Here is a 20,242-nt window from a genome sequence, read left to right as displayed (position 1 = left end):
TCTCCTTAAGAAACTGCCTTTTCAGACCTCGGAACAAGCGTAAGTGCTCCGGAGGGACACTGCGTCTGGCAGATGCCGCAGCCCACACATGTGGATACATCCGCAGACACCTTTCGAATCTCCCGGTTCAGGGTAAAGACTGAAAAATGACATCTTCGCGCGCATTTCCCGCAGCCAACGCACTTGTCGGCATTGAGTCTGATGATGGTTTCTGTGGCCGGCCAGACTCCCAGGGAGTCTCTTCTCTTCTGGCTGCGAAAGAGATAACAGCAGTCAGAGCAACAGTTGCAGACTCCGAATGGATTGACCGTGTGCATCAGCCCTTCCCGGTCAGCCGCTATGATCATCTCTTTGGCCTCTTCTTTGGTCAGTGTCTTGGAAATACCCCGGTCCGCAAAGCTGTTAGGTCCTCCCCGATAAGAGAGGCAGGTGGACCGGCTGTGTCCGCAATCACCGGTCAAGGACCTGCAGTCACAGGGATTTAAGTAGATGGTCTCCTCATGCGCGTCGACAAACCGCAGCGTATCCTCTAATGAGAGGATTCGGTCGGGCGTAGGGACTTCCCCCTTAAGACCGTCATAGTAACGGTCAAAATACCAGGTATCCAGCGTCCCCTTCTCATGGCGGGTCAGCTGATTGTAACGATCCTGATGGGCGCAGACAAAGACATCGAACATATTGTAGAAATTGGACAGCTGAAAGATCCCCCTGTCATAATCAGCATAGGAGACAAGGCCATCTCTGTAGCACTGCCGCACAAATCCAGGCTCGTAATCCGCCTCGGTAAAGGTGTCCGGAGCATGCAAGATCAGATCACGCTGCCTGTCATCAAAGAAGAAATCAATGAGATAGGCCGCGTTCTCTGGGAAATCAAACCGCCCGCAGATCTTCTCTTTTTCCTCACTTAATGCTCTCATACAATTCCTTTGCCACATCCTTGTACTCTTTGCCCTTCAGCTCGACCTCGGCATTGGCCCTGGTGATATTCTCCGTCGTAATCTTCGGGCTGATTTTATTTAATGCCTCGGCAATCCTCGGATTTTTCTCAAGAACCTCGTCGCGGACAACCGGGGCCAGGTTATAGGGAGGCCACACCTGTTTGTCATCCTCCAGCAGCACGTACTTGCTCGTGTCTGACAGCTGCCCCTCCGTTGTGTAGGCCGGCGCCGCGTCCGCTTGATTCTGGTCCAGAACCTGATACTTGAGCGCATTGTCATAGACATTCGTGGATTTCCAATGGAATTCTCCGTACTTTGCTGTCAACGCGGGAAGCCCATCGGCCCTCTGGTCAAATTCTCCCTGAGAGGCAAAGCGGATCTGTTCGGCATTTTTCTGCAGATCAGAAATGGTCTTGATCCCATACTGATCTGAAGCCGCCTTTGTGATCACGATGCCCTGGCCGTCGTTAGCCGGCGAATAGTCAAGCCAGCTGATCTTAAACTTGTCCTCATAAGCCTTCTTGACCTCCTGATAGACCTCGTTGGCACTGGTCCTTGGCTCCTCCTTCAGAACGGAAATCAGGCCGGTTCCCGTGTACTCCGGATACAGATCAATATCGCCGGTGGTCAGAGACTGATGGATAATCGAGCTCCCCAGATCAGGAGTGCGCTCTACCTTGAGCCCCGCGTCCTCGAGGGCAAGAGCGTAAACCTCCGCCACAATTTCATTCTCGGTAAAGCCCTTGGATCCGATCCGAATGGCGGACCCCGACTTGTCGGCGGACTTGGACCCGCAGGCAGCGAAAGCCATCAGAGCGGTCGCCGCGACTAAAGTTAGTGAGAGAAGTTTCTTCATAGCGTATCTATCCTGCTTTCTGTTTCCTGGAACTCTTTCTGTTTTCTGTAATTGAAAATCCTCTTCCCGTCCTCCCGGCTGATATGCAGCCGAGAATTCTTTTCTTTTCATCTTGCCAAAAGGGGACTTTTAAGCCTCTGATCTGAAGCTCTGCTCTTAATTTCCTCTTGCCTGTCTGGCAGGCTCCTTGACCCGCATATAGCCCGTCCGGCTCCGATAGAAGGCGTCTAAAAGAGCGCCGCTGACCAGAGAGAGAGCAGCGACCGATATCCCGCCGATCAAAAGATAATCCGTTCTGAGCAGTCCCAGACCGGTCACGATAATCTTGCCAAAGCCACCGCCCCCGATATAGGCGGCCAATGTCGTCGACGCGATCACCTCGACAAAAGCCGTCCGAAAGCCCGCGAAAATGTAGGGAAAGGCAAGGGGCAGCGTCACCTCTTGAAAGACCTGTCGCGGACTCATTCCCATGCCGGTTGCCGCCTCGATGGTGGCGGCAGGCACCGCATTGATCCCGGAGCTTGTATTGACCAGAATCGGGGGAATGGCCAGAGCCACAAGAGCCACAAGAGCTGTCTTGATCCCGGTTCCAAGGAAGGGCAGAGCAAGCATGAGAATCGCCAGACTCGGGACGATTCGAATCAATCCAAAGAGATGCTCGGCCAGGGCTCTTCCCAGTGGGCTCCTAGAGACCAGTATCCCCAGGGGAAAGGCGATGATAAATGCAATCAGAGCCGCCAGTACGCTGATATAGATATGACTGGCCAGCATGCCGAAATAGTCGGCGGATTGCGTCTGAAAGTATTGGATGATGGAATTCATGGAAGCCTCGTTAGGATCAGGGGATCAGTCCTGAATTGCCTCAAATGCCTCGGTCAGATCCTCAATGATATCATCAATATTCTCGGTTCCGATCGAGAGACGAACTGTGTTGCCCTTGATTCCGATCCTTTCCAGTTCCTCCCGGGAACTCTCCGAATGGGTCGTGGAGACGGGGTGCACAACCAGAGACTTGACGTCAGCGACGTTAGCCAAAAGAGAAAAGAGTCTCAGCTGGTCGATCCAATCCCTGGTCCTCTTCTCATCTCCGCGAATATCAAAGGTGAAGATAGAGGAACCGCCATTGGGCAGATATTTCCTGTAAAGTGCCTGTTGAACAGGGTCCCCGGAGACAGAGGGATGACTGATAAACTCGACTTCCGGGCGATTCTTTAAGAAATCGACAACCTTAAGGGCATTTTGGGTCTGGCGCTCAACGCGAAGCGAAAGCGTCTCCAGTCCCTGCAGGAGAATCCAGGCGGAAATCGGGCTGATACAGCCCCCTTCATCGCGAAGGAGAATCGCTCGGATATAGGTCGCGATAACCGCGGGAGCCGTGTCTTTGGCAAAGACCAATCCGTGATAGGAGGCGTTTGGCTCTGAGAGCCAGGGCCATTTTCCTGTGCCGTAGTCAAATGTCCCGGCATCGACGATCACCCCGCCCAGGGTCGTCCCGTGACCTCCGATGAACTTGGTCGCCGAGTGAACAACGATATCTGCTCCATAGGAAATGGGGCGAATCAGATAGGGTGTGCCAAAGGTGTTGTCTACGATCAGAGGAAGGCCATGCTTATGAGCCAGATCGGCCCAGGCCTCAATATCGACCGCTTCTCCGGATGGATTTCCAAGACTCTCAATATAGAGAGCCCTGGTGTTATCCAAAATCGCATCCTCCGCCGCCTGCAGATCCGTCGGATTAACAAATGTCGTCTTCACCCCGAAGTCCTCAAAGGTATGCTCTAAGAAATTAGCGGTTCCTCCATAGATATTGTTGGCAGATACCAGGTGATCCCCCGCCTTGGCGACCGCCTTGAAGGCATATGTGACCGCGGCGGCGCCGGACGCGACAGCCAGAGCCGCCACCCCGCCCTCCAGGGCAGCCATCCTCTTCTCGAAGATGTCCTCGGTGGGATTGGTCAGACGGCCGTAAATATTACCGGCAGCTTTGAGCGCGAATCTGGCCTCCGCATCATCGCAGTTGTCAAAGACAAATGACGTGGTCTGGTAAATGGGAACCGCTCTGGAATCCGTTGCTGGATCCGCCGCCTCCTGACCGACATGCAGGGCCAGGGTCTCAAACTTTAAATTCCTGTCTTTTAATTCTTTGGGTCCTGTCATCTGCTATCCTCCTTTGGAGCTTCTGATAAGTGACCTGGGGTCAAATCACATAGTTATCGGCCAGCTGACGCTGATGATCGACCAGGTCTGCCAGCGTGATATGATCTACCACCTGATTGACAGCTTCATAGATTTTCCGATAGACATCATAGGTAACCAGCTCCGGGTGACCGGCCAGATCAGGCTTCCCATCCTCCAGTCCTTCAACGGGAGCCAGACTCCCCTCGGTCAGGCGAAAAATCATGCCGACGGTATATTCTTTCGGATCTCTCGTCAGCAGGTACCCGCCGCCGGCGCCGCGTACGCTGCGCACATAGCCCGCTCTGTTCAAGACAGAGATAATCTGCTCCAGGTATTTCTCTGAAATTATCTGCCGCCGGGCAATGTCCTTAATGCTGATCGGCTCTCCTGTATTATAAGCCGCCAGATCCAACATCAGACGCAACGCATAGCGTCCCTTGGTCGAGATCTTCATTCTTCCTCCTTTGTCCGCTCACATCCCTCAGTCACTGAAGAGGGCCGTGGACAGATAGCGATCACCGGAATCGGGGAGCAGGGCGACGATCGTCTTGCCCGCATAGTCCGGGCGATTTGCCAGCTCAACAGCCGCCTTTAAGGCAGCGCCGGAGGAAATGCCCACCAGAGCGCCTTCTGTCTGGGCAAAACGCCTGCCCTCCTCGAAGGAGTCCTCATTCTCCACTGTAATAATCTCGTCATAGATGGAGGTGTCGAGCGTCTCAGGGACGAATCCGGCTCCGATTCCCTGGATCTTATGAGGGCCCGCTTTTCCTGTGGAGAGGACCGGAGATCCGGCGGGCTCAACCGCGACGATTTTGACCTGGGGATTCTTCTCCTTTAAGTATCTTCCGACGCCGGTCAGCGTGCCGCCGGTGCCGATCCCCGCGACGAAGACATCTACCTTGCCTTCTGTCTGCTCCCAGATCTCAGGTCCGGTCGTCTCATAGTGCGCCTTTGGGTTGGCCTGGTTTTGGAACTGGCCCAGGATGACCGATCCCTCGATTTCCTTTTGCAGCTCCTCCGCCCTGGCGATCGCGCCCTTCATTCCCTTGGCCCCGTCCGTCAGAACCAGCTTGGCCCCATAGGCCTTGAGCAGGTTGCGCCGTTCAACCGACATGGTGTCAGGCAGGGTCAGAATGGCCTTATAGCCCTTGGCAGTCGCCACCGAAGCAATGCCGATTCCGGTATTCCCGGAGGTGGGTTCAATAATGATAGCGCCCGCCTTCAAGATCCCCTTCTCTTCCGCGTCCCTGATCATAGCCTCCGCGATGCGGTCCTTAACAGAGCCGGCCGGATTGAAGTACTCAAGCTTGGCGTATACCGCGCCCTCTCTGACGCCCGCTGCTCTGCTGTAACGGCTTGCCTTTAAAAGGGGAGTATTGCCAATCAGTTCCGTGATATTTTCATATGCCTTGCTCATGATAATCTCCTGTTCTCCGACGGTGTCGGTCATTCTTAACTTTTATTCTCACTTATCTTTTGTCTGCGCAAATCCATCATCAACACAATCAAGATCAACAGAAACTCGATGTGTATCTGTGGAGGCTCTGCATTTTCTGTTTCCTGGATGACATGTTCGCCTCTTAATTCCTATTAGTTTAGTATGATTACTATGATTTATATTTTAGCAGACTGATTTTAAAAGTCAAGCTCTTTCCTCAGATCCTCTCCGCGTCCTATCTTCAGATAAGCACCTGATTCTTATAGGCTTCCAGCTCTCTGATATAGCGCTGTCCCATGGGAGAGAGCGCTATCCCCTTTCGGGTCAGATAACCAACCCGCATGATCTCGCTGCTCTTCAGCTTGACTGCCGTGTACTCCTGACCGTTTAAGTCCTCACAGATAATCCCGGAGCAGAGGGTATAGCCGTTTAAACCCACCATGAGGTTTAAGATGGTAGCCCTGTCATTGCACTTGATCACCTGCTTATAGTCATAGGTGGCGAGGACTTCCTCCGAGAAGTAAAAGGAATTGAACTGGCCCTGGTCAAAAGAGAGCAAAGGGTAGGGGTCCAGTTCCTGAAGCCGGATGCAGTCCCTTTTGGCAAGGGGATGGTTTTTAGACATATAGACATAGATATGGCAGTCCATCAGGGGTGTGAAATCCAGATCATTTTCCTTAAAAAGCTTTGTCAACACCTTGCGGTTGAACTCGTTCAGATAGAGAATTCCAATTTCCGACCGGAAATTCTTCACGTCATCAATCACCTCAGACGTCTTGGTCTCATTGATGGCAAACTCGTACTTGTCCATGCCGAATTCCCGCACCGTATTCACATAGGCCTGAACCGCGAATGTATAGTGCTGGGCCGATACGGAGAACCTGGTTCTGACCTGGTCCTTGGTCACATAGCGGGATTGGAGGAGCTCGTACTGCTCTACCACCTGGCGGGCATAGCCGATGAACTCCTTGCCCTCCGGCGTAATCTGAATTCCCCGATTGGTTCTGCGAAAGAGATCAATCCCGATCTCCTCCTCCAGCTCTTTGATGGAAGCAGACAGGGACGGCTGTGATATAAAAAGCTGGCGGGACGCCTTATTCATAGATGTAGAATTTGAAACGGCAATGGCATAGCGCAATTGAGTGATCGTCATGGCAGGATACCTCCTTCTGTGAATTCTATCTCTGAATGTGCAGGAAATTTTGTTTTCGCTTCGACATTTCAGCTTCCTTCTGTCGCACGCATCCCGTCTTTTGCAGATGTTCGTGCAGACCTGAAATTGCTTATAGCTTATGTCGATAGATAAGCTAAGTCAATAGGAGATTCATAAGTCTCTGCCGGCAGAGGAAATTTCATAGTCCCTGGCTGCAGAAAAACATCCGTAAATAACACAATCCGCGATCCGTGAGCTTTCTATCTCATGAACCTTGGAATGCACGCGCCGCGGGCTTTCTATTTCATAAACTGTGGAATACACGCGCCGCCGTGGGCATTCTATTTCATAAACTGTGTAATACACGCGCTATGGGCTTTCTACAGTCATGAAGAAAAAGCCGACCGCCGATATTTCTCCGCGCAATTACGGAGAAATACCGACAGTCGGCTCTTTCACGCTTGGATCTTCAATTACATGAGCTGACGATACATGGCGATGACGTCCTCTTTCGTCGCCTCCCTGGGATTACCGGGGCAGCAGGCATCCGCCAGAGCGTCCGCGGCAAGAATTTCCAGATCCTCCTCCCGGATCCTCTCATTCTTCTGTGGAATGCCCACATCCTCCGAGAGCTTTCTGACTGCGGCGATGGCCGCGTCCCTGTACTCTTCCTGGCTCATGGAATCGACACCCTCGACGCCCATGACGCGGGCGATCTCGCGGTACTTCTCCCCCGTGTAATCGCGGTTGTACTCCATGGACAGGGGAAGAAGCTGAGCACAGGCCATACCATGAGGGGTATCGTAATGCGCGGACAGGCAGTGAGCCATGGAATGATCGATCCCCAATCCTACATTGGAGAATCCCATGCCGGCGATATACTCCGCCATCGCCATGCCCTCCCGGCCCTTGGGATCATTATTGACGGCAGCGCGCAGATTCTGGCCGATCAGCTTGATTGCCTCCAGGTGGAACATATCGGTCATCTCCCAGGCTGCCTTCGTGGTATAACCTTCAATGGCATGGGTCAAAGCATCCATCCCGGTGGCTGCCGTCAGCCCTTTGGGCATAGATGACATCATCTCCGGATCAACGACTGCGATTGCAGGGATGTCATTGGTATCGACACAGACAAACTTGCGCTGCTTCTCAACATCAGTGATGACATAGTTGATCGTCACTTCCGCGGCGGTGCCTGCCGTGGTAGGAACAGCGATGGTGGGAACAGCGTGATTCTTCGTGGGCGCAACGCCCTCCAGAGAGCGGACGTCCTCAAACTCCGGATTCGTGATAATCACCCCGATTGCCTTGGCCGTATCCATGGAGGAGCCTCCGCCGATGGCGACAATGGCATCCGCTTTCGCTTCTCTAAAGGCCTTTACTCCCTCCTGAACATTCTGAATGGTGGGGTTTGGCTTAATCCCGTCATAGAGACTGTAGGCAATCCCCGCCTCTTCAAGAAGATCTGTCACCTTAGCTGTCACTCCGAACTTGACCAGATCTGGATCAGAAGTGACAAAAATTTTCTGATAACCGCCGCGCTGAAGCTCGGGGACAATTTCTTTGATCGCGCCTTTCCCGTGATAGGAAACGCCATTGAGTACTATCCTGTCTGCCATAATAACCTCCTGTAAATTCATAAAATAAATCCTGTACAAATCTTTGTTGTGCCAACCTGCTCACAGCTAATCACCACACAGAATCATTAGAGATCTCCGTACTTCTTCTCATAGAGGAAGCGCTCCGGAAGCTCGACGCCGAAATCTTTAGCCAGCTGACGGAATTGATCCGGCTGAATCGTCTGCCGCTTCTTTTGAGACATGGATAAAACCTTGACAAGGATCTCCGCCGACTTCTCTACGGTGTGCATCAGGCCAAAGGTGGCGTCGAAATCCTCGCCAGCGGCGAACATCCCATGATGGGCCCAGATCGCCACGTCATATTTCTCCATCAGCTTGGAGGTCGCAACGGCAATCTCTCTTCCGCCCGGAACCATCCAGGGGACAACGCCGATTCCGTCCGGGAAGACCACAGGACACTCCGTAGCCATCTCCCAGAGTTCTCTGGTAAATGCCTCAGATGTCAGGGGGAGCACAAAGGTCAGAGCGATGGTATTGGCCGGATGGCAGTGGTAAATCACCCGATATCTGCCGCCTGTCAGTTCCTTTTTGACCTCATGGTTCATCAGGTGAGAGGGGAGCTCGGAAGTCGGTCTTCCGCCGCTCTCCAGGCCCCAGACAAGGCGGTAATTCTCCCCCTTGTCGTCAACCTCGATCATAGCCATGGTATCCTGCGGATGGATGATCAGATTGCGCAGGTACTTGCCGGATCCGGTTACCAGGAAATACTCTCCTCCCAGCTTGGGAACGCTGGTCCCGATGGGCTGCCAAGCCTGGGGTCTTAAGTCCTCCCGAATCTCCTCGACCTCCTCGGGCTTGACCCGGTAGGTCAGATTGCCGCCGTTTCTCTCATGCCAGCCCTGTTTCCATCCATCATCTCCCATATGGATAAAACCATTGACAAACTTCGCGTCTAAAAACCTCATCCCATCTCTCCTCTCACCTATGCGTGCGCTATGCCCGGTCTAGTCGGCATCTCTGTACGAGAGCAGTTGCTCTCATCTATATCTATGCGTGGTCTATGCCTGCGCAATGCCCATCTGTAAAAGGGCTTACGCCGCTGATTGACGATCACCGACAGCTTCCGTATATGCGCATTATCTCCCGGTTCTCCTGCAAAGGTCAACTGTCAAAAATAAAATCTGTGTCCTGCGCGCAAATTGGCGCGCAGACACAAATCTCAGCCGCCGTCACTGGCGCCTGGCCAGGACTTCCCTCTCATAGCTTTCCAGCTCGTCAAACCAGGACATATCGCCCACTACATTCTCCTGTCTGCAGTACTCCTCCCAGATAGCGCCAAAGTCGTAAAGCTTCATCTCCTCCTGGGCTACCATGAGCTTTGTGAAGTTTTCCTGATCCTGCAAGGCCTTCAAAGATTCACTGGGGAGGACTAGCGCGTTCAAAAGGGCCTTCTGCCAGTTGCGGAAGCCCACAGTCCATGCGCTGACCCGGTTGATGGAAGCGTCAAAGAAGTCAAGAGCCATATTGACGCGTCCTAAGGCGTCATTTCTCACAATCTCCTTGGCCATCTCTTTGGTCTCGTCGTCAAAGAGAACCACATGGTCGGAATCCCAGCGAACCGGTCTGGTAATGTGGAGGGCGAACTCAGGGTAAAAGCAGAGCAGAGCCGGAATCTTGTCGCTGACCACCTCTGTCGGGTGGTAATGTCCATTATCCATCAGCGGGATGCACTTGTTTGGATGAGAAGCCGCGAAGGAGAGAGTGAACTCAGCGGATCCGACCGTATAGGACTCGACGCCGATCCCGAAGACCTTGGATTCAACACAGGGCTTTACCCTGGCGAAATCGAAGGGCTCGGAGAGAATCTGCTCAATGGAGTCCTTATAGCGCATTCTCGGCCCCATGCGGTCTGCCGGAATATCCTTAAAGCCATCCCCGGTCCAAATATTCATGGTGCAGGGAAATCCGGTCTCCTCGGCGAAATAATTGGAGATACGAATGCAGGCCTTGCCGTGCTCGATCCAGAAGCTGCGAATCTCCTCATCCGGCGAGGAAAGGGTCAGGCCCTTGGCCATGGGATGGCTGAAAAAGGTCGGATTGAAGTCCAGACCGATACCGTGTTTCTTGGCGAAATCAACCCATTTCTTAAAGTGCCTGGGCTCAATCTGATCGCGGTCCACCCAGGGATTTTCCTCATCAAAAACGGCGTAACTGGCGTGCACATTGATCTTCTTGGTCCCGGGGGTCAGCTTTAATACTTCCTCAATATCCGCAAAGAGCTCCTCCGGAGTTCTGGCCCTCCCTGGATAGTTGCCGGTCGTCTGAATCCCGCCGGACAGGCCCCTTCCCTTTTGATCAAAGCCAAGGACATCGTCTCCCTGCCAGCAGTGGAGAGAGACCGGCACCTTTTTCAGGATCTCGATCGCCCGGTCGGTATCTACTCCGACCTTTGCATATGCCTCTCTTGCCGCCTCATATCTTGCGCTCATACCTGCTCCTTTCCTGAAAGGATCAATCCTTCCTCTTTCTCTGATTTTTATCCTTCTCTGATTTTAAAAAACACTGGTTCACGGCTGATAAGATCTGATCTCAAAGGAATCCCGGATCAGCTTCCTGCCCGCCTGCAGGTCTTCTACCTGGCCCGCGGCAATCATCTGGGCGAGAATGTTCCCAATCGCCGTCGCCTCGGTCGGGCCTGCGAGTACCTCCCGCCCCGTAGCTCTGGCCGTCAGTTGATTTAAATAGTCCGCGTTGGCGCCGCCGCCAACGACATGAATCCTCTCATAGGACATCCCGTTGACCGCTTCCAACTCCTGAATGGTCCTGCCGTAGCAGACTGCCAGCGAATTGTAGATCACACTTGCCAGCTGACCAATCCCCTGCGGAACCTCCTGTCCCTTTTCCTCACAGGCCGTCTGCACCTCTCTTGCCATACTGGCCGGGGCCAGGAAACGGGGATCATTGGCGTCGACCAGGGATTTGATCTTCTCTTTTTCCGCCAGACGACATATTTCCGCGAAGCTCATATCAGGGGCAATTTCTTTGCGGACTGACTGGATCATCCACAGGCCCATAATATTCTTGAGATAGCGGAAGCGATCATTGTAGCCTCCCTCATTTGTGAAGTTGGCTGCTCTGCTCTCCGGGGAACAGTTGGCTTCTTCCAGTTCCGTTCCCATCAGTGACCATGTCCCGGAAGAGATGTAGAGAAGATTGCCATCCTGACTGGGAACAGCCATGACGGCCGAAGCGGTATCGTGGCTGGCCGGCAGCACGATCTTACAGTTGAATCCGATCTCCTCCTGAATCTCGGGGAGAAGTTCTCCAATGTAGGTTCCCGGTTTTGTCACAGGCTGAAAGATCCGCCTGGGATAGCCCAGACGATCGATCAGATCCCAGTCCCAATTCCTGCTCTTGGGGTCTACCAGCTGGCCGGTCGTCGCGTTGGTGTATTCCTGGGCCCTGACTCCGGAGAGCAGGAAGTGAAAATAATCCGGGATCATCAGCATGGCGTCCGCCTGCTCTAAGATCTGCGGACGCATTGTCTGATCCGCCGCCAGTTGGTAGATGGTGTTGAAGATCTGCTTTTGAATTCCGGTTCTGGCATAGAGCTGATCCTCAGAGATCTTTTTATACACGAGTTCATCCACCCCGTCCGTTCTCTGATCCCGATAGCCGTAAGCCTCTCCCAGACGTCTGCCCTCCCTGTCAATCAGAGCATAATCGACTCCCCAGCTGTCGATGCCGACAGATTCTGGAATTTTGCCCATCTCTTTGCACTTAATCATCCCCCTCTTGATCTCCTCAAAGAGCTGGATGAGATCCCAGGCCAGATGCCCCTGTCTTCGGACCATCCCATTGGGAAAGCGGCGAATTTCCTCCAGCTGCATCCTCCCATCCTCAAGGTGGGCAAGGATGTGACGTCCGCTGGAGGCCCCAATGTCGACAGCCAGATAGTACTTGCTCATCGAATCCCTCCTTTTGCTTGCTGCACTTGATCGATTCCTCACTGCATTTGGCAGCCCTCGCTTTCATGCCTTAATCCTACCCTCAAAGTGGCAGCAAAAAAAGGACAGTTTTTGTGTGAAAACTGTCCTTTTTTGTCAAGGGTAAATATCATGTGGACAAGACCAGAAGAAGCCCTCTATGCCCTGTGACTCAGCCGGTATGCCCTCGGTGTCTCTCCATACTCCCCTTTAAACAATCGGTAGAAGTAGGACTGATTTTCATATCCCACCTTCATGCCGATTTCGTCCACGCGCATAGAAGTCTGAGTCAAAAGATAAGCCGCCTGCTGCAAACGCTTTGCCTGAATCAGACGGGTGTAATTGCGGCCGGTCAGCCGTCTGATCTCCTTGGACAACCAGAACAAGTCATAGCCCAGGATAGCTGCCAGATCGGATAATTTCCCATCGACATAATGGTCTTCCACATAGTTTAAAACCGCAAGCTGCAGGTTGGCCCCCCTGTCCGAGGCCTCAAAGGCAATTCGGTCAGAGTAATTGACCAGGTTGAGAAAAAGCAGTCCCATACTGATCTGATTGATCGCCCTCTGGTTGGTCTCATGGTTCCAGAGACTCCAGATCAGATTTTCCAGCAGGTTCTGAATTGGAAGAATATCCGCCACCTGAAAATAAAGATAAGAAGTCTCCCCTCTTCCCTGAAGGGCGTCGAGAAGAAAAGCGCGCAGGGGACTCTCTGTCTCCCCCAGCATACGCAGACCCTCATCAAAGAACTGGGGAAGGACAATGAAGTTGACTGCGATATCCTCCTCTCCGGCCGGAAAGAGTTCCTGCCTTGCCTTCTGGGACAAAAAGAGGATCTCCCCCTCTCTGAGAAGAATATCGTCCCCGTCCACCACATGGTGGGTGAAGCCCTGGCACATATAGACCACTTCAATATAGTTGTGCCGATGGGGAGGGAAGTAGGCAAAGCGGGTCGATGGCCGCACCGTAATCAGACGTCCCCGCTCCAGGAGCTTGTCCGCATCAACGGTATCCGCCCTCCTGCTCGTGTAAATGTCCGCATCAGGTCCGTTTCCCGCAAGAATCCCCTCTTCTTCCGGACTGATCCTGCGCAATTCATTTAAAAGCTTTACATTCATCTCCAGCCAATCTCTTTATCTGTATTTCCTCATCCCTCTACTTCAGCTCGTAGCTGTTTCCTCCCAGGGGCTCTTCGACCCTGATATGCGCATAGGGATGACCATATCCGTTCACGGTCTGCCTCCCGCTCAACCGGCCATCCTCCTGGATAAATTCGTAGATATCCACCTTGCCCTGCCGATAGTCGAAATCCTCTCCGTTATCCCGATAGTGGCGATAGCTGCCCCTGCCCGGGAAGACCTTGAGAATCAGGCTGTCATATTCCCTCTCCCCAACATACTGCATGACTTCCCAGTTGGGGATAATCGCCCCGGCTCTGGCAAAGAGGGGGAGCTGGTCTAAGGCCGCGCTGACCACCTGATAGGACCCTCCCTCATAGACAGTCCCGGTAAAATAGTCATACCAGGTTCCCTGGGGGAAATAGACAAGGCGCCGGGTCTTCCCCTGGTCCACAACAGGAGCCGCCATCAGATCCTCGCCGACCAGAAACTGGTCATTGATCGCAAAGACATTGGGATCATTCGGATAGTGGAGCACCAAAGGGCGCATCAGCGGAAGACCCGTGAACTCCGTCACCCGGCAGAGGTCATAGAGATAGGGCAAGAGCCGGTAGCGCAGCTCGACATATTCCCGGTAAATATCCAAAACCCTGCTTGTAAACTGCCAGGGCTCCTGAAAGAGGCAGAATACGGCGGAGTGGTTGCGAAAGAGAGGAGAAAAGACGGCTGCCTCAATCCACCGCGCCATAAGCTCTCCATTGGCGTCCCCGGAAAAACCTCCGATATCCGTCCCGGCCAAAGAGAATCCGGACAGGCCAAGGTTGCATAGCTGGGGAATCATCATCTGCAGATGGGACCAGATTGACTGGTTGTCCCCGGTCCAGACTGTGGCGTACTTCTGTCCGCCGGCATAGGTGGCCCGCGTGATGACAAAGGGCCGCTTGCCATTGGCCTTTCTCAGCCCCTGGCTGGTCGCCTTGGACATAAGATAACCGTAGACATTATGTATTTTCGCGTGGGATATGGGCTGATCTTCCCGATGAAAGCAGACGTCATCCGGCAGTTCACCCCGAAAAGAAGCCGGTTCATTCATGTCATCCCAGGTGGCGTCAAATCCCCAGTCCGTCAGAATCTTCTCTTTTCCCGCCCACCAGTCGCGCACTTGCCGGCGCCCGAAGTCCGGGAAGACGGTATCTCCCGGCCAGACGGCATTGACATAGACCTGACCATTTCTATCCCTGGCAAAGTAATCGCCTTTGATTCCCTCATCATAGACGGCATATCCCGGATCCTTCTTGACCCCGGGATCGATGATCGGCACCGCGTGAAAGCCTCTTTTATGCAGGTCTTTCAGCAGTTCCTGGGGACAATCGCCATAATATTTTCTATCCCAGGTAAAGACCCGGTAACCATCCATATAGTCGATATCGAAATGGATGGCATCACAGGGGATGCGATATGCTCGCATCTGATCGGCGATCCGACGGAAAACGCTGGCAGAGTCATAGCCCAAGCGGGACTGCTGATAGCCGAGCGTCCACAGCTGGGGCAGGGGCTGGCGCCCGGTCAGCTCCGTGTAGAGGGAGACGAGGCCGACCATATCGGGGCTGTAGAGGATGTACTCCACATGATTACCCCCATTTGCCTGGTAATAATAGAGCTCCGGGTCATCTCTTCCCAGGTCGATATGGCTGCGGCAGGGATTGTCATAGAAGAAGCCAAGCACTCCCTGGTCCCTTCGGACAATGAGAAAAGGGATGGACTTATAGGTGGCTGTCACCTGTTCCGTGTGTGTCTGGGGAATATCCGAATTCCAGTTGTCAAAGGCATAGCCCCTCTTATCCAAAAAACCGGTCTTGTCGCCCAGACCGTAGAAATGTTCATCTGCGTGCATTTGCCTGGTCACAATGAAGGCGGGAACCTGCTTGATCTTCTCTAAAGGGTTCTCATGCCCCTCCTCCTCCATCACGGTCTTATTATCTGAAACCGCCCCGAAGATCCCGCCCAGCTTCTCCTCCGTCTCAGAGGTCATGCGGGCCGGCTTGACCAGTTCCTTGTCCCCGCTTGCGGCCAGTAAATTTCCTTTGGTATCGTAAATTGCGTTGGTGAAATCATCTCCGATCACAAGAGAGAGTCTGCCTGTCTTAAGAGTCAGCCTGGCCCGGGCCCCACTGCCCTTTCTGAGGCTGATGTCCACGTCTTGATGGAGGTCTTCTTCCACGGCATAGGATTCATCCTCCCCGCTCTCATAGGCGACAAAGAGCTTGATCAGATCCTCCCGCAGGATATCCACCGAGGCCTCGGCACCCTCGTAGTGCAGACGGATGACAGACCCCTCCCGGTCATATCCCAGCAGCTTTCCCAACTTCTGATTCTTCTGTTTTGCCATACAGATCCCTTCTCTTCCCGACACATCTGCGATAAGCAGCGCAGATGACCCGGTGATTTTGATTTTACATTATGGTTCCGAATCCGGTCTGCCCGCTTTTTCGTACCAGTCCAAAAAGCTGTGTTTGACCCCCTGTTCCTTGTAGGCGATTACCGTCTGCAGGTTGACATTTTCCACGCTCCGAAAAATATTCTTCTCCACATACGGGTTGGTCTTCTTGAGTTCTCTGATCAGGGTTTTGATTTCGGCCCGCTTTGACCCGGTCTCTGCCCCTCCCACAACGGAGCAGGAATCCGTCAGACGGCAGGCGCAGAGGATAAAGCGCAGGTCATTGTAGCGGGCCCAGTGGATAATGTCCGCCTCACGGACCAGATAGAGGGGGCGGATCAACTCCATCCCCTGAAAATTCGTGGAGTGGACCTTGGGCATCATGGTCTGAATCTGGCCGCCATAGAGCATGCCCATCAGGATGGTCTCAATCACATCGTCAAAATGGTGGCCCAGGGCGATCTTATTGCAGCCCAGCTCCCTGGCCTTGGCATAGAGGTGGCCACGCCGCATGCGGGCGCAGAGGTAGCAGGGATTTTCAATCTCCTCTCCGGCCACGATATCATAGATGGAAGAGTCAAATACCCGGATAGGAATTCCAAGAAGCCTGGCATTATCTGTGATTCTTCGGTAGTTCTCCTCATTGTAGCCCGGATTCATAAGCAGAAATTCCAGACTGAAGTTCTGCTTCCCATGCCGCAGGAGCTCCTGAAAGAGCTTGGCCATTATCATGGAATCCTTGCCGCCGGAGATGCAGACGGCGATCTTATCCCCGTCCCGGATCAAATCGTACTCCCTGATGGCCCTGGTGAACTTGCACCAGATGTCTTTCTTGAACTTCTTGATCAGGCTGCGCTCAATTTCTCTGGTCCGGTCGGCGACCCTGTCCTCTTCCTCCATAAATCGCGAGAGCTGATAGCGAATATAGGCCTGGTAGCCGTGCTTGATCGAATAGATCTCATAGCCCAGAGCTGACAGGTCTCTGGCGACCTCCTCCGAATGTTCTCCCGAATAACACAGGAGGTAGACTGGCCGATCCAGGGGAAGTTCCTCTCTTCTTTCGACGACCTCCTCCCAGAAGATATTTCCGGCTCCCTCGATGGTATCCTTTGCAAACTCCTCCCGACTTCTGACGTCGATCAGGCATTTGTCCCGGGGATCCTCCATCATCTGCTCTATAGTGCGAACATAGGCCCTTTTTCCTGAGCCTGCCTCCTCTGCAGCCGCAGAGGACTTTCGTCCAGGCCTCGCTTTCTCTCCGGCCACAGAGACTTTCTCAACCGAAGTCTCTGCGCCTGTGACAGAAATTCCTCGATCAACACTCTGCTCATCTTTGGCAGAAATCCTCCGATCAACACTCTTCTCGTCTCCGGCAGAAACACTCTGCCCCATACCGTCCTGATTTATCTCCTGACTCACCTATCACTCCTCTTCCACATGTTCTAAGGCGGTGCCTATAATGCTCGATACATGCGCGTCTGCCAGAGAATAATAGATCTGTTTTCCATCTCTTCTGGCCTTGACCAGACGGGTGTTCTTTAAGATCCGCAGCTGATGGGAAATCGCCGGCTGGGTCATGGACAGGGTCTCCGCCAGATCGCTCACGCAGATTTCACCCTCGCTGAGAGCACAGAGAATGCGGATACGGGTGGCGTCTCCGAAGATTTTAAAGAGCTCTGCCAGTCTCAGCAGAGACTCCTCCTTGATGTCAAAAGCTTTCATATTGTTCGAGCCCTATCTTTTTTTACAGTTTCTTTACAAAGAGTACCCGAACCGCGTTGATTACGCAAATAACCATAACGCCCACATCAGCGAAAATCGCCAGCCACATATTGGCGATCCCGAGAGCGCCGAGCACAAGGCAGGTCAGCTTCACACCGATGGCAAAAACCAGGTTTTCATAGACAATCCGCATGCACTTTCTCGCAATTCGGATGGCCTTGGCAATCTTCACGGGATCATCATCCATGAGAACCACATCGGCAGCCTCAATCGCGGCGTCAGACCCCATAGCCCCCATGGCGATTCCAATATCCGCCCGGGTTAAAACCGGGGCGTCGTTGATCCCGTCTCCCACAAAGGCAACTGTCTCTTTCCCCTCTTTTTGGCTCAGGATATCCTCCAGGGCAGATACCTTGTCCTGGGGCAGAAGCTGGGACCGAACCTCGGAGATTCCAACCTGATTTGCAATATTTTCCGCCACAGCGCAACTGTCCCCGGTCAGCATCACCTGACGGCTGACCCCAAGCTTCTTTAACTTGTCAATCGCCTCTTTCGAGGACTCCTTGACCTGGTCCGCAATCACAATATGGCCGGCATATGCCCCGTCCACTGCCATATGAACAATGGATCCCACAGAGTGACACTCGATGAAATTGATCCCGACGGTATCCATCAGTTTGCCGTTTCCACAGGCCACCTGATGTCCGTCGACCTGGGCAATCACACCCTGCCCTGAAATCTCTCTCACATCTCGAATGACCGAGAAATCAATCGGCTTGCCGTAGGCTTCTTCCAGAGATTTCGAAATCGGATGAGAGGAATTGGCCTCTGCGTGCGCCGCCAGACGAAGCATTTCCTCATGGCTGAAGGTCGCGTGGTGCAGACCGCTGACCTGAAAATTCCCCTTGGTAATAGTCCCGGTCTTGTCCATGACAATGATCTTAATCTTGGACAGGGTCTCCATATAATTGGATCCCTTGATGAGAATCCCCGAGGAAGAAGCTCCGCCCAGACCTCCGAAGAAGCTGAGGGGAATAGAGACAACGATGGCACAGGGACAGGAAATAACCAAAAGGGTCAGGGCTCGATAAATCCAATCGCCCCAGTCGGGATTGAGTCCCATAATAAGGCGAATGACAGGGCCTATGAATGCCAGAGCAAGGGCTGAATATACCACAGCCGGGGTGTAATAGCGGGCGAACTTGGAAATGAAGTTCTCTGATCTGGACTTTCGGGAGGAGGCGTTCTCCACCAGGTCTAAAATCTTAGAGGCTGTGGACTCCTCAAATTCTCTTGTCGTCCGGATTGTCAGAAGGCCATCCTGATTGATACAGCCGGAGAGGACTTCTGATCCTTCCGCGACCTCTCTTGGGGCGGACTCTCCGGTCAGAGCAGCCGTATCCAGACTGGATTTTCCCCTGATCACCGTCCCGTCAATGGGAATCTTCTCCCCAGGTTTTACCGTGATTGTCGATCCGACTCCTACCTGATCCGGATCGACCTGGACTGTCGTCCCGTCTTCTCGCAACAGATTGGCGTAGTCCGGACGAATATCCATGAGAGCTGTGATGTTCTTTCGGCTCCGGCCGACAGCGACAGACTGGAAGAACTCCCCGATCTGATAGAAGAGCATAACCGCGACACCCTCGCGGAAATCGCCCAGAGCCATGGCTCCGACGGTGGCGATCGCCATGAGGAAGGCCTCATCAAAAGGCCGCCTCTTGGCAATATTTCGAGCAGCTCCCTTTAATACCGACCAGCCCAGGAGAAAATAGGGAATCAGGAAGAGGCCATTTTGGATGTATTGCCCGATTCCCTCCGGAAAGGGAAGCAGGGAAATAAGAATCCAGAGAAGGCCGCCCAGCACAATTTCTTTAAATGCTCTCTTCTGTTTTTTGTTCAGATCACGAAACCAGAACATGAAAGCTCCTTTCATCACTCTGTTCAGAAGAAAATCTCGCAGTCGTCCTCCACCTTCCGGCAGTTTTCCAGTACGCGCGGCATGACCTCCGCGGGATCGGCTCCCTCTTCAAATTCCACCTTCATCTGAAGCAGCATAAAGTTGACCAGGGCATCTTTCACTCCATCGGTTTTTTGTGCTGCCTCTTCCATCTTGTTGGCACAGTTGGCGCAGTCAACATCGATCTTGTAGCTCTTCTTCATGGAATTTCTCTCCTCTCCTGCATCGAAATATCAAAAGTGAATGACGTCTCTATACATATGATTAATTGTTCATATGTTTATGTTTAGATACTATCTTTCTTTCATGCTTCTGTCAAGACTTGTTTTTATTTTAAAAGAACTCTTTTTACAGCGGTGAATTGGGGTTATAGGACAAAACGTGTTGATGGCTAATCCCATTGATCATAGAATCTGTCCACCTTATGGAAATCGCTCCAAACAATAGCATCTCCCCATATCGAAAGATTTTTTTCTAGTTTTTGCTTCTCACTCATCTTTTTGTATATGGCAGCTATGCTCCTGTCAGTGGGCATTATATTTAATATTTCAGACAATGAAAGCGGTTCTGGTGAGTGCATATAACACCACCAGTAAACCGCTTTTATTCGTCTCTCGATTGAAAGTCCCCTATGGTTTCTCAGCATCTCTCTTAGCCTGGAATTAACACCTCCCTCAATACGATTATTCATAGATGGAGGGGTAAAATCTCGCTTCAAATCATCATCGAGATAGGTAAAGATGGTGTTCTCTCTGATCAGCTTCAATAGTGATCTTTCCGCTTTTAAAAGCCTCTCGTGCGTGGGCCTTTTCTTTCCGTTCTCATCGATGGTCATCTGGCTTAAAAACTCTTGATGCTTATGGGTCCAGTATACAA

At 52.7% G+C, this 20,242-nt stretch carries 17 protein-coding genes and 1 pseudogene; all 18 read right to left on the bottom strand.

All coding sequences use genetic code 11. The annotated features are described in order from the left end of the window. Nucleotides 1–5: 5 nt before the first annotated feature. Entirely contained in the window at nt 6–917 is a 912-nt protein-coding gene (locus HMPREF1508_RS04060) for a 4Fe-4S binding protein (RefSeq protein WP_049906882.1), read from the bottom strand. Further along, nucleotides 901–1,794: a glycine betaine ABC transporter substrate-binding protein gene (locus HMPREF1508_RS04055; RefSeq protein WP_044959719.1), complete on the bottom strand. Its 894-nt coding sequence runs from the start codon at nt 1,792–1,794 to the stop codon at nt 901–903. The genes HMPREF1508_RS04060 and HMPREF1508_RS04055 overlap by 17 nt, the downstream gene beginning before the upstream one ends. Before the next feature lie 156 nt (nt 1,795–1,950). Then, nucleotides 1,951–2,616, bottom strand: a complete 666-nt coding sequence (locus HMPREF1508_RS04050; protein WP_044959648.1) for an ABC transporter permease — start codon at nt 2,614–2,616, stop codon at nt 1,951–1,953. Between the two features lie 24 nt (nt 2,617–2,640). Then, nucleotides 2,641–3,951: an O-acetylhomoserine aminocarboxypropyltransferase/cysteine synthase family protein gene (locus HMPREF1508_RS04045; protein ID WP_044959645.1), complete on the bottom strand. Its 1,311-nt coding sequence runs from the start codon at nt 3,949–3,951 to the stop codon at nt 2,641–2,643. Nucleotides 3,952–3,991: 40 nt separating this feature from the next. Beyond that, nucleotides 3,992–4,426 (bottom strand): RrF2 family transcriptional regulator, encoded by a 435-nt coding sequence (locus HMPREF1508_RS04040; RefSeq protein WP_044959642.1) that lies wholly within the window; start codon nt 4,424–4,426, stop codon nt 3,992–3,994. 27 nt (nt 4,427–4,453) lie between these two features. Next, nucleotides 4,454–5,389: a cysteine synthase A gene (gene cysK, locus HMPREF1508_RS04035; protein ID WP_044959718.1), complete on the bottom strand. Its 936-nt coding sequence runs from the start codon at nt 5,387–5,389 to the stop codon at nt 4,454–4,456. A 262-nt stretch (nt 5,390–5,651) separates the two neighbouring features. Next, the gene (locus HMPREF1508_RS04030; RefSeq protein WP_044959641.1) at nt 5,652–6,563 is read right to left on the bottom strand and encodes a LysR family transcriptional regulator; all 912 of its coding nucleotides are present in this window, start codon (nt 6,561–6,563) and stop codon (nt 5,652–5,654) included. 473 nt (nt 6,564–7,036) lie between these two features. Then, nucleotides 7,037–8,182, bottom strand: a complete 1,146-nt coding sequence (gene fucO, locus HMPREF1508_RS04025; RefSeq protein ID WP_044959639.1) for a lactaldehyde reductase — start codon at nt 8,180–8,182, stop codon at nt 7,037–7,039. 86 nt (nt 8,183–8,268) lie between these two features. Continuing rightward, entirely contained in the window at nt 8,269–9,108 is an 840-nt protein-coding gene (gene rhaD, locus HMPREF1508_RS04020; RefSeq protein WP_006906010.1) for a rhamnulose-1-phosphate aldolase, read from the bottom strand. 264 nt (nt 9,109–9,372) lie between these two features. Further along, a complete protein-coding gene (locus HMPREF1508_RS04015; RefSeq protein WP_044959638.1) occupies nt 9,373–10,632 on the bottom strand; it encodes an L-rhamnose isomerase in 1,260 nt (419 codons plus the stop codon). 78 nt (nt 10,633–10,710) lie between these two features. After that, a complete protein-coding gene (rhaB, locus tag HMPREF1508_RS04010) occupies nt 10,711–12,111 on the bottom strand; it encodes a rhamnulokinase (protein WP_044959635.1) in 1,401 nt (466 codons plus the stop codon). 176 nt (nt 12,112–12,287) lie between these two features. Continuing rightward, on the bottom strand, nt 12,288–13,247 hold the full coding sequence (locus HMPREF1508_RS04005) for an AraC family transcriptional regulator (RefSeq protein WP_044959633.1): 960 nt from the start codon (nt 13,245–13,247) through the stop codon (nt 12,288–12,290). A gap of 37 nt (nt 13,248–13,284) precedes the next feature. Then, on the bottom strand, nt 13,285–15,636 hold the full coding sequence (locus HMPREF1508_RS04000; protein WP_044959630.1) for a glycoside hydrolase family 31 protein: 2,352 nt from the start codon (nt 15,634–15,636) through the stop codon (nt 13,285–13,287). 69 nt (nt 15,637–15,705) lie between these two features. Then, nucleotides 15,706–16,854 carry an ATP-binding protein gene (locus HMPREF1508_RS03995; protein ID WP_044959717.1) on the bottom strand — a complete coding sequence of 383 codons (1,149 nt, stop codon included), beginning with the start codon at nt 16,852–16,854 and terminating at the stop codon, nt 15,706–15,708. Between the two features lie 252 nt (nt 16,855–17,106). Beyond that, complete coding sequence (locus HMPREF1508_RS03990) at nt 17,107–17,406, bottom strand: ArsR/SmtB family transcription factor (RefSeq protein WP_006906017.1); 300 nt, start codon at nt 17,404–17,406, stop codon at nt 17,107–17,109. A 22-nt stretch (nt 17,407–17,428) separates the two neighbouring features. Further along, nucleotides 17,429–19,309 (bottom strand): heavy metal translocating P-type ATPase, encoded by a 1,881-nt coding sequence (locus HMPREF1508_RS03985; RefSeq protein WP_044959715.1) that lies wholly within the window; start codon nt 19,307–19,309, stop codon nt 17,429–17,431. Nucleotides 19,310–19,350: 41 nt separating this feature from the next. Further along, nucleotides 19,351–19,569, bottom strand: a complete 219-nt coding sequence (locus HMPREF1508_RS03980) for a cation transporter (protein ID WP_044959626.1) — start codon at nt 19,567–19,569, stop codon at nt 19,351–19,353. Between the two features lie 188 nt (nt 19,570–19,757). Further along, nucleotides 19,758–20,242, bottom strand: a pseudogene (locus HMPREF1508_RS03975) (IS256 family transposase); the annotation flags it as partial.

It is taken from the genome of Shuttleworthella sp. MSX8B, from assembly GCF_000524295.1.
Classification (GTDB): Bacteria; Bacillota; Clostridia; order Lachnospirales; family Lachnospiraceae; genus Shuttleworthia; species Shuttleworthia satelles.
This window is presented reverse-complemented; position numbering and strand designations above follow the sequence as displayed.

Excerpts from the sequence above, each read along its gene's own strand:
- HMPREF1508_RS04060 (WP_049906882.1), bottom strand. The coding sequence starts at position 917 with ATGAGAGCATTAAGTGAGGAAAAAGAGAAGATCTGCGGGCGGTTTGAT.
- HMPREF1508_RS04055 (WP_044959719.1), bottom strand. The coding sequence starts at position 1,794 with ATGAAGAAACTTCTCTCACTAACTTTAGTCGCGGCGACCGCTCTGATG.
- HMPREF1508_RS04050 (WP_044959648.1), bottom strand. The coding sequence starts at position 2,616 with ATGAATTCCATCATCCAATACTTTCAGACGCAATCCGCCGACTATTTC.
- HMPREF1508_RS04045 (WP_044959645.1), bottom strand. The coding sequence starts at position 3,951 with ATGACAGGACCCAAAGAATTAAAAGACAGGAATTTAAAGTTTGAGACC.
- HMPREF1508_RS04040 (WP_044959642.1), bottom strand. The coding sequence starts at position 4,426 with ATGAAGATCTCGACCAAGGGACGCTATGCGTTGCGTCTGATGTTGGAT.
- cysK (WP_044959718.1), bottom strand. The coding sequence starts at position 5,389 with ATGAGCAAGGCATATGAAAATATCACGGAACTGATTGGCAATACTCCC.
- HMPREF1508_RS04030 (WP_044959641.1), bottom strand. The coding sequence starts at position 6,563 with ATGACGATCACTCAATTGCGCTATGCCATTGCCGTTTCAAATTCTACA.
- fucO (WP_044959639.1), bottom strand. The coding sequence starts at position 8,182 with ATGGCAGACAGGATAGTACTCAATGGCGTTTCCTATCACGGGAAAGGC.
- rhaD (WP_006906010.1), bottom strand. The coding sequence starts at position 9,108 with ATGAGGTTTTTAGACGCGAAGTTTGTCAATGGTTTTATCCATATGGGA.
- HMPREF1508_RS04015 (WP_044959638.1), bottom strand. The coding sequence starts at position 10,632 with ATGAGCGCAAGATATGAGGCGGCAAGAGAGGCATATGCAAAGGTCGGA.
- rhaB (WP_044959635.1), bottom strand. The coding sequence starts at position 12,111 with ATGAGCAAGTACTATCTGGCTGTCGACATTGGGGCCTCCAGCGGACGT.
- HMPREF1508_RS04005 (WP_044959633.1), bottom strand. The coding sequence starts at position 13,247 with ATGAATGTAAAGCTTTTAAATGAATTGCGCAGGATCAGTCCGGAAGAA.
- HMPREF1508_RS04000 (WP_044959630.1), bottom strand. The coding sequence starts at position 15,636 with ATGGCAAAACAGAAGAATCAGAAGTTGGGAAAGCTGCTGGGATATGAC.
- HMPREF1508_RS03995 (WP_044959717.1), bottom strand. The coding sequence starts at position 16,854 with ATGATGGAGGATCCCCGGGACAAATGCCTGATCGACGTCAGAAGTCGG.
- HMPREF1508_RS03990 (WP_006906017.1), bottom strand. The coding sequence starts at position 17,406 with ATGAAAGCTTTTGACATCAAGGAGGAGTCTCTGCTGAGACTGGCAGAG.
- HMPREF1508_RS03980 (WP_044959626.1), bottom strand. The coding sequence starts at position 19,569 with ATGAAGAAGAGCTACAAGATCGATGTTGACTGCGCCAACTGTGCCAAC.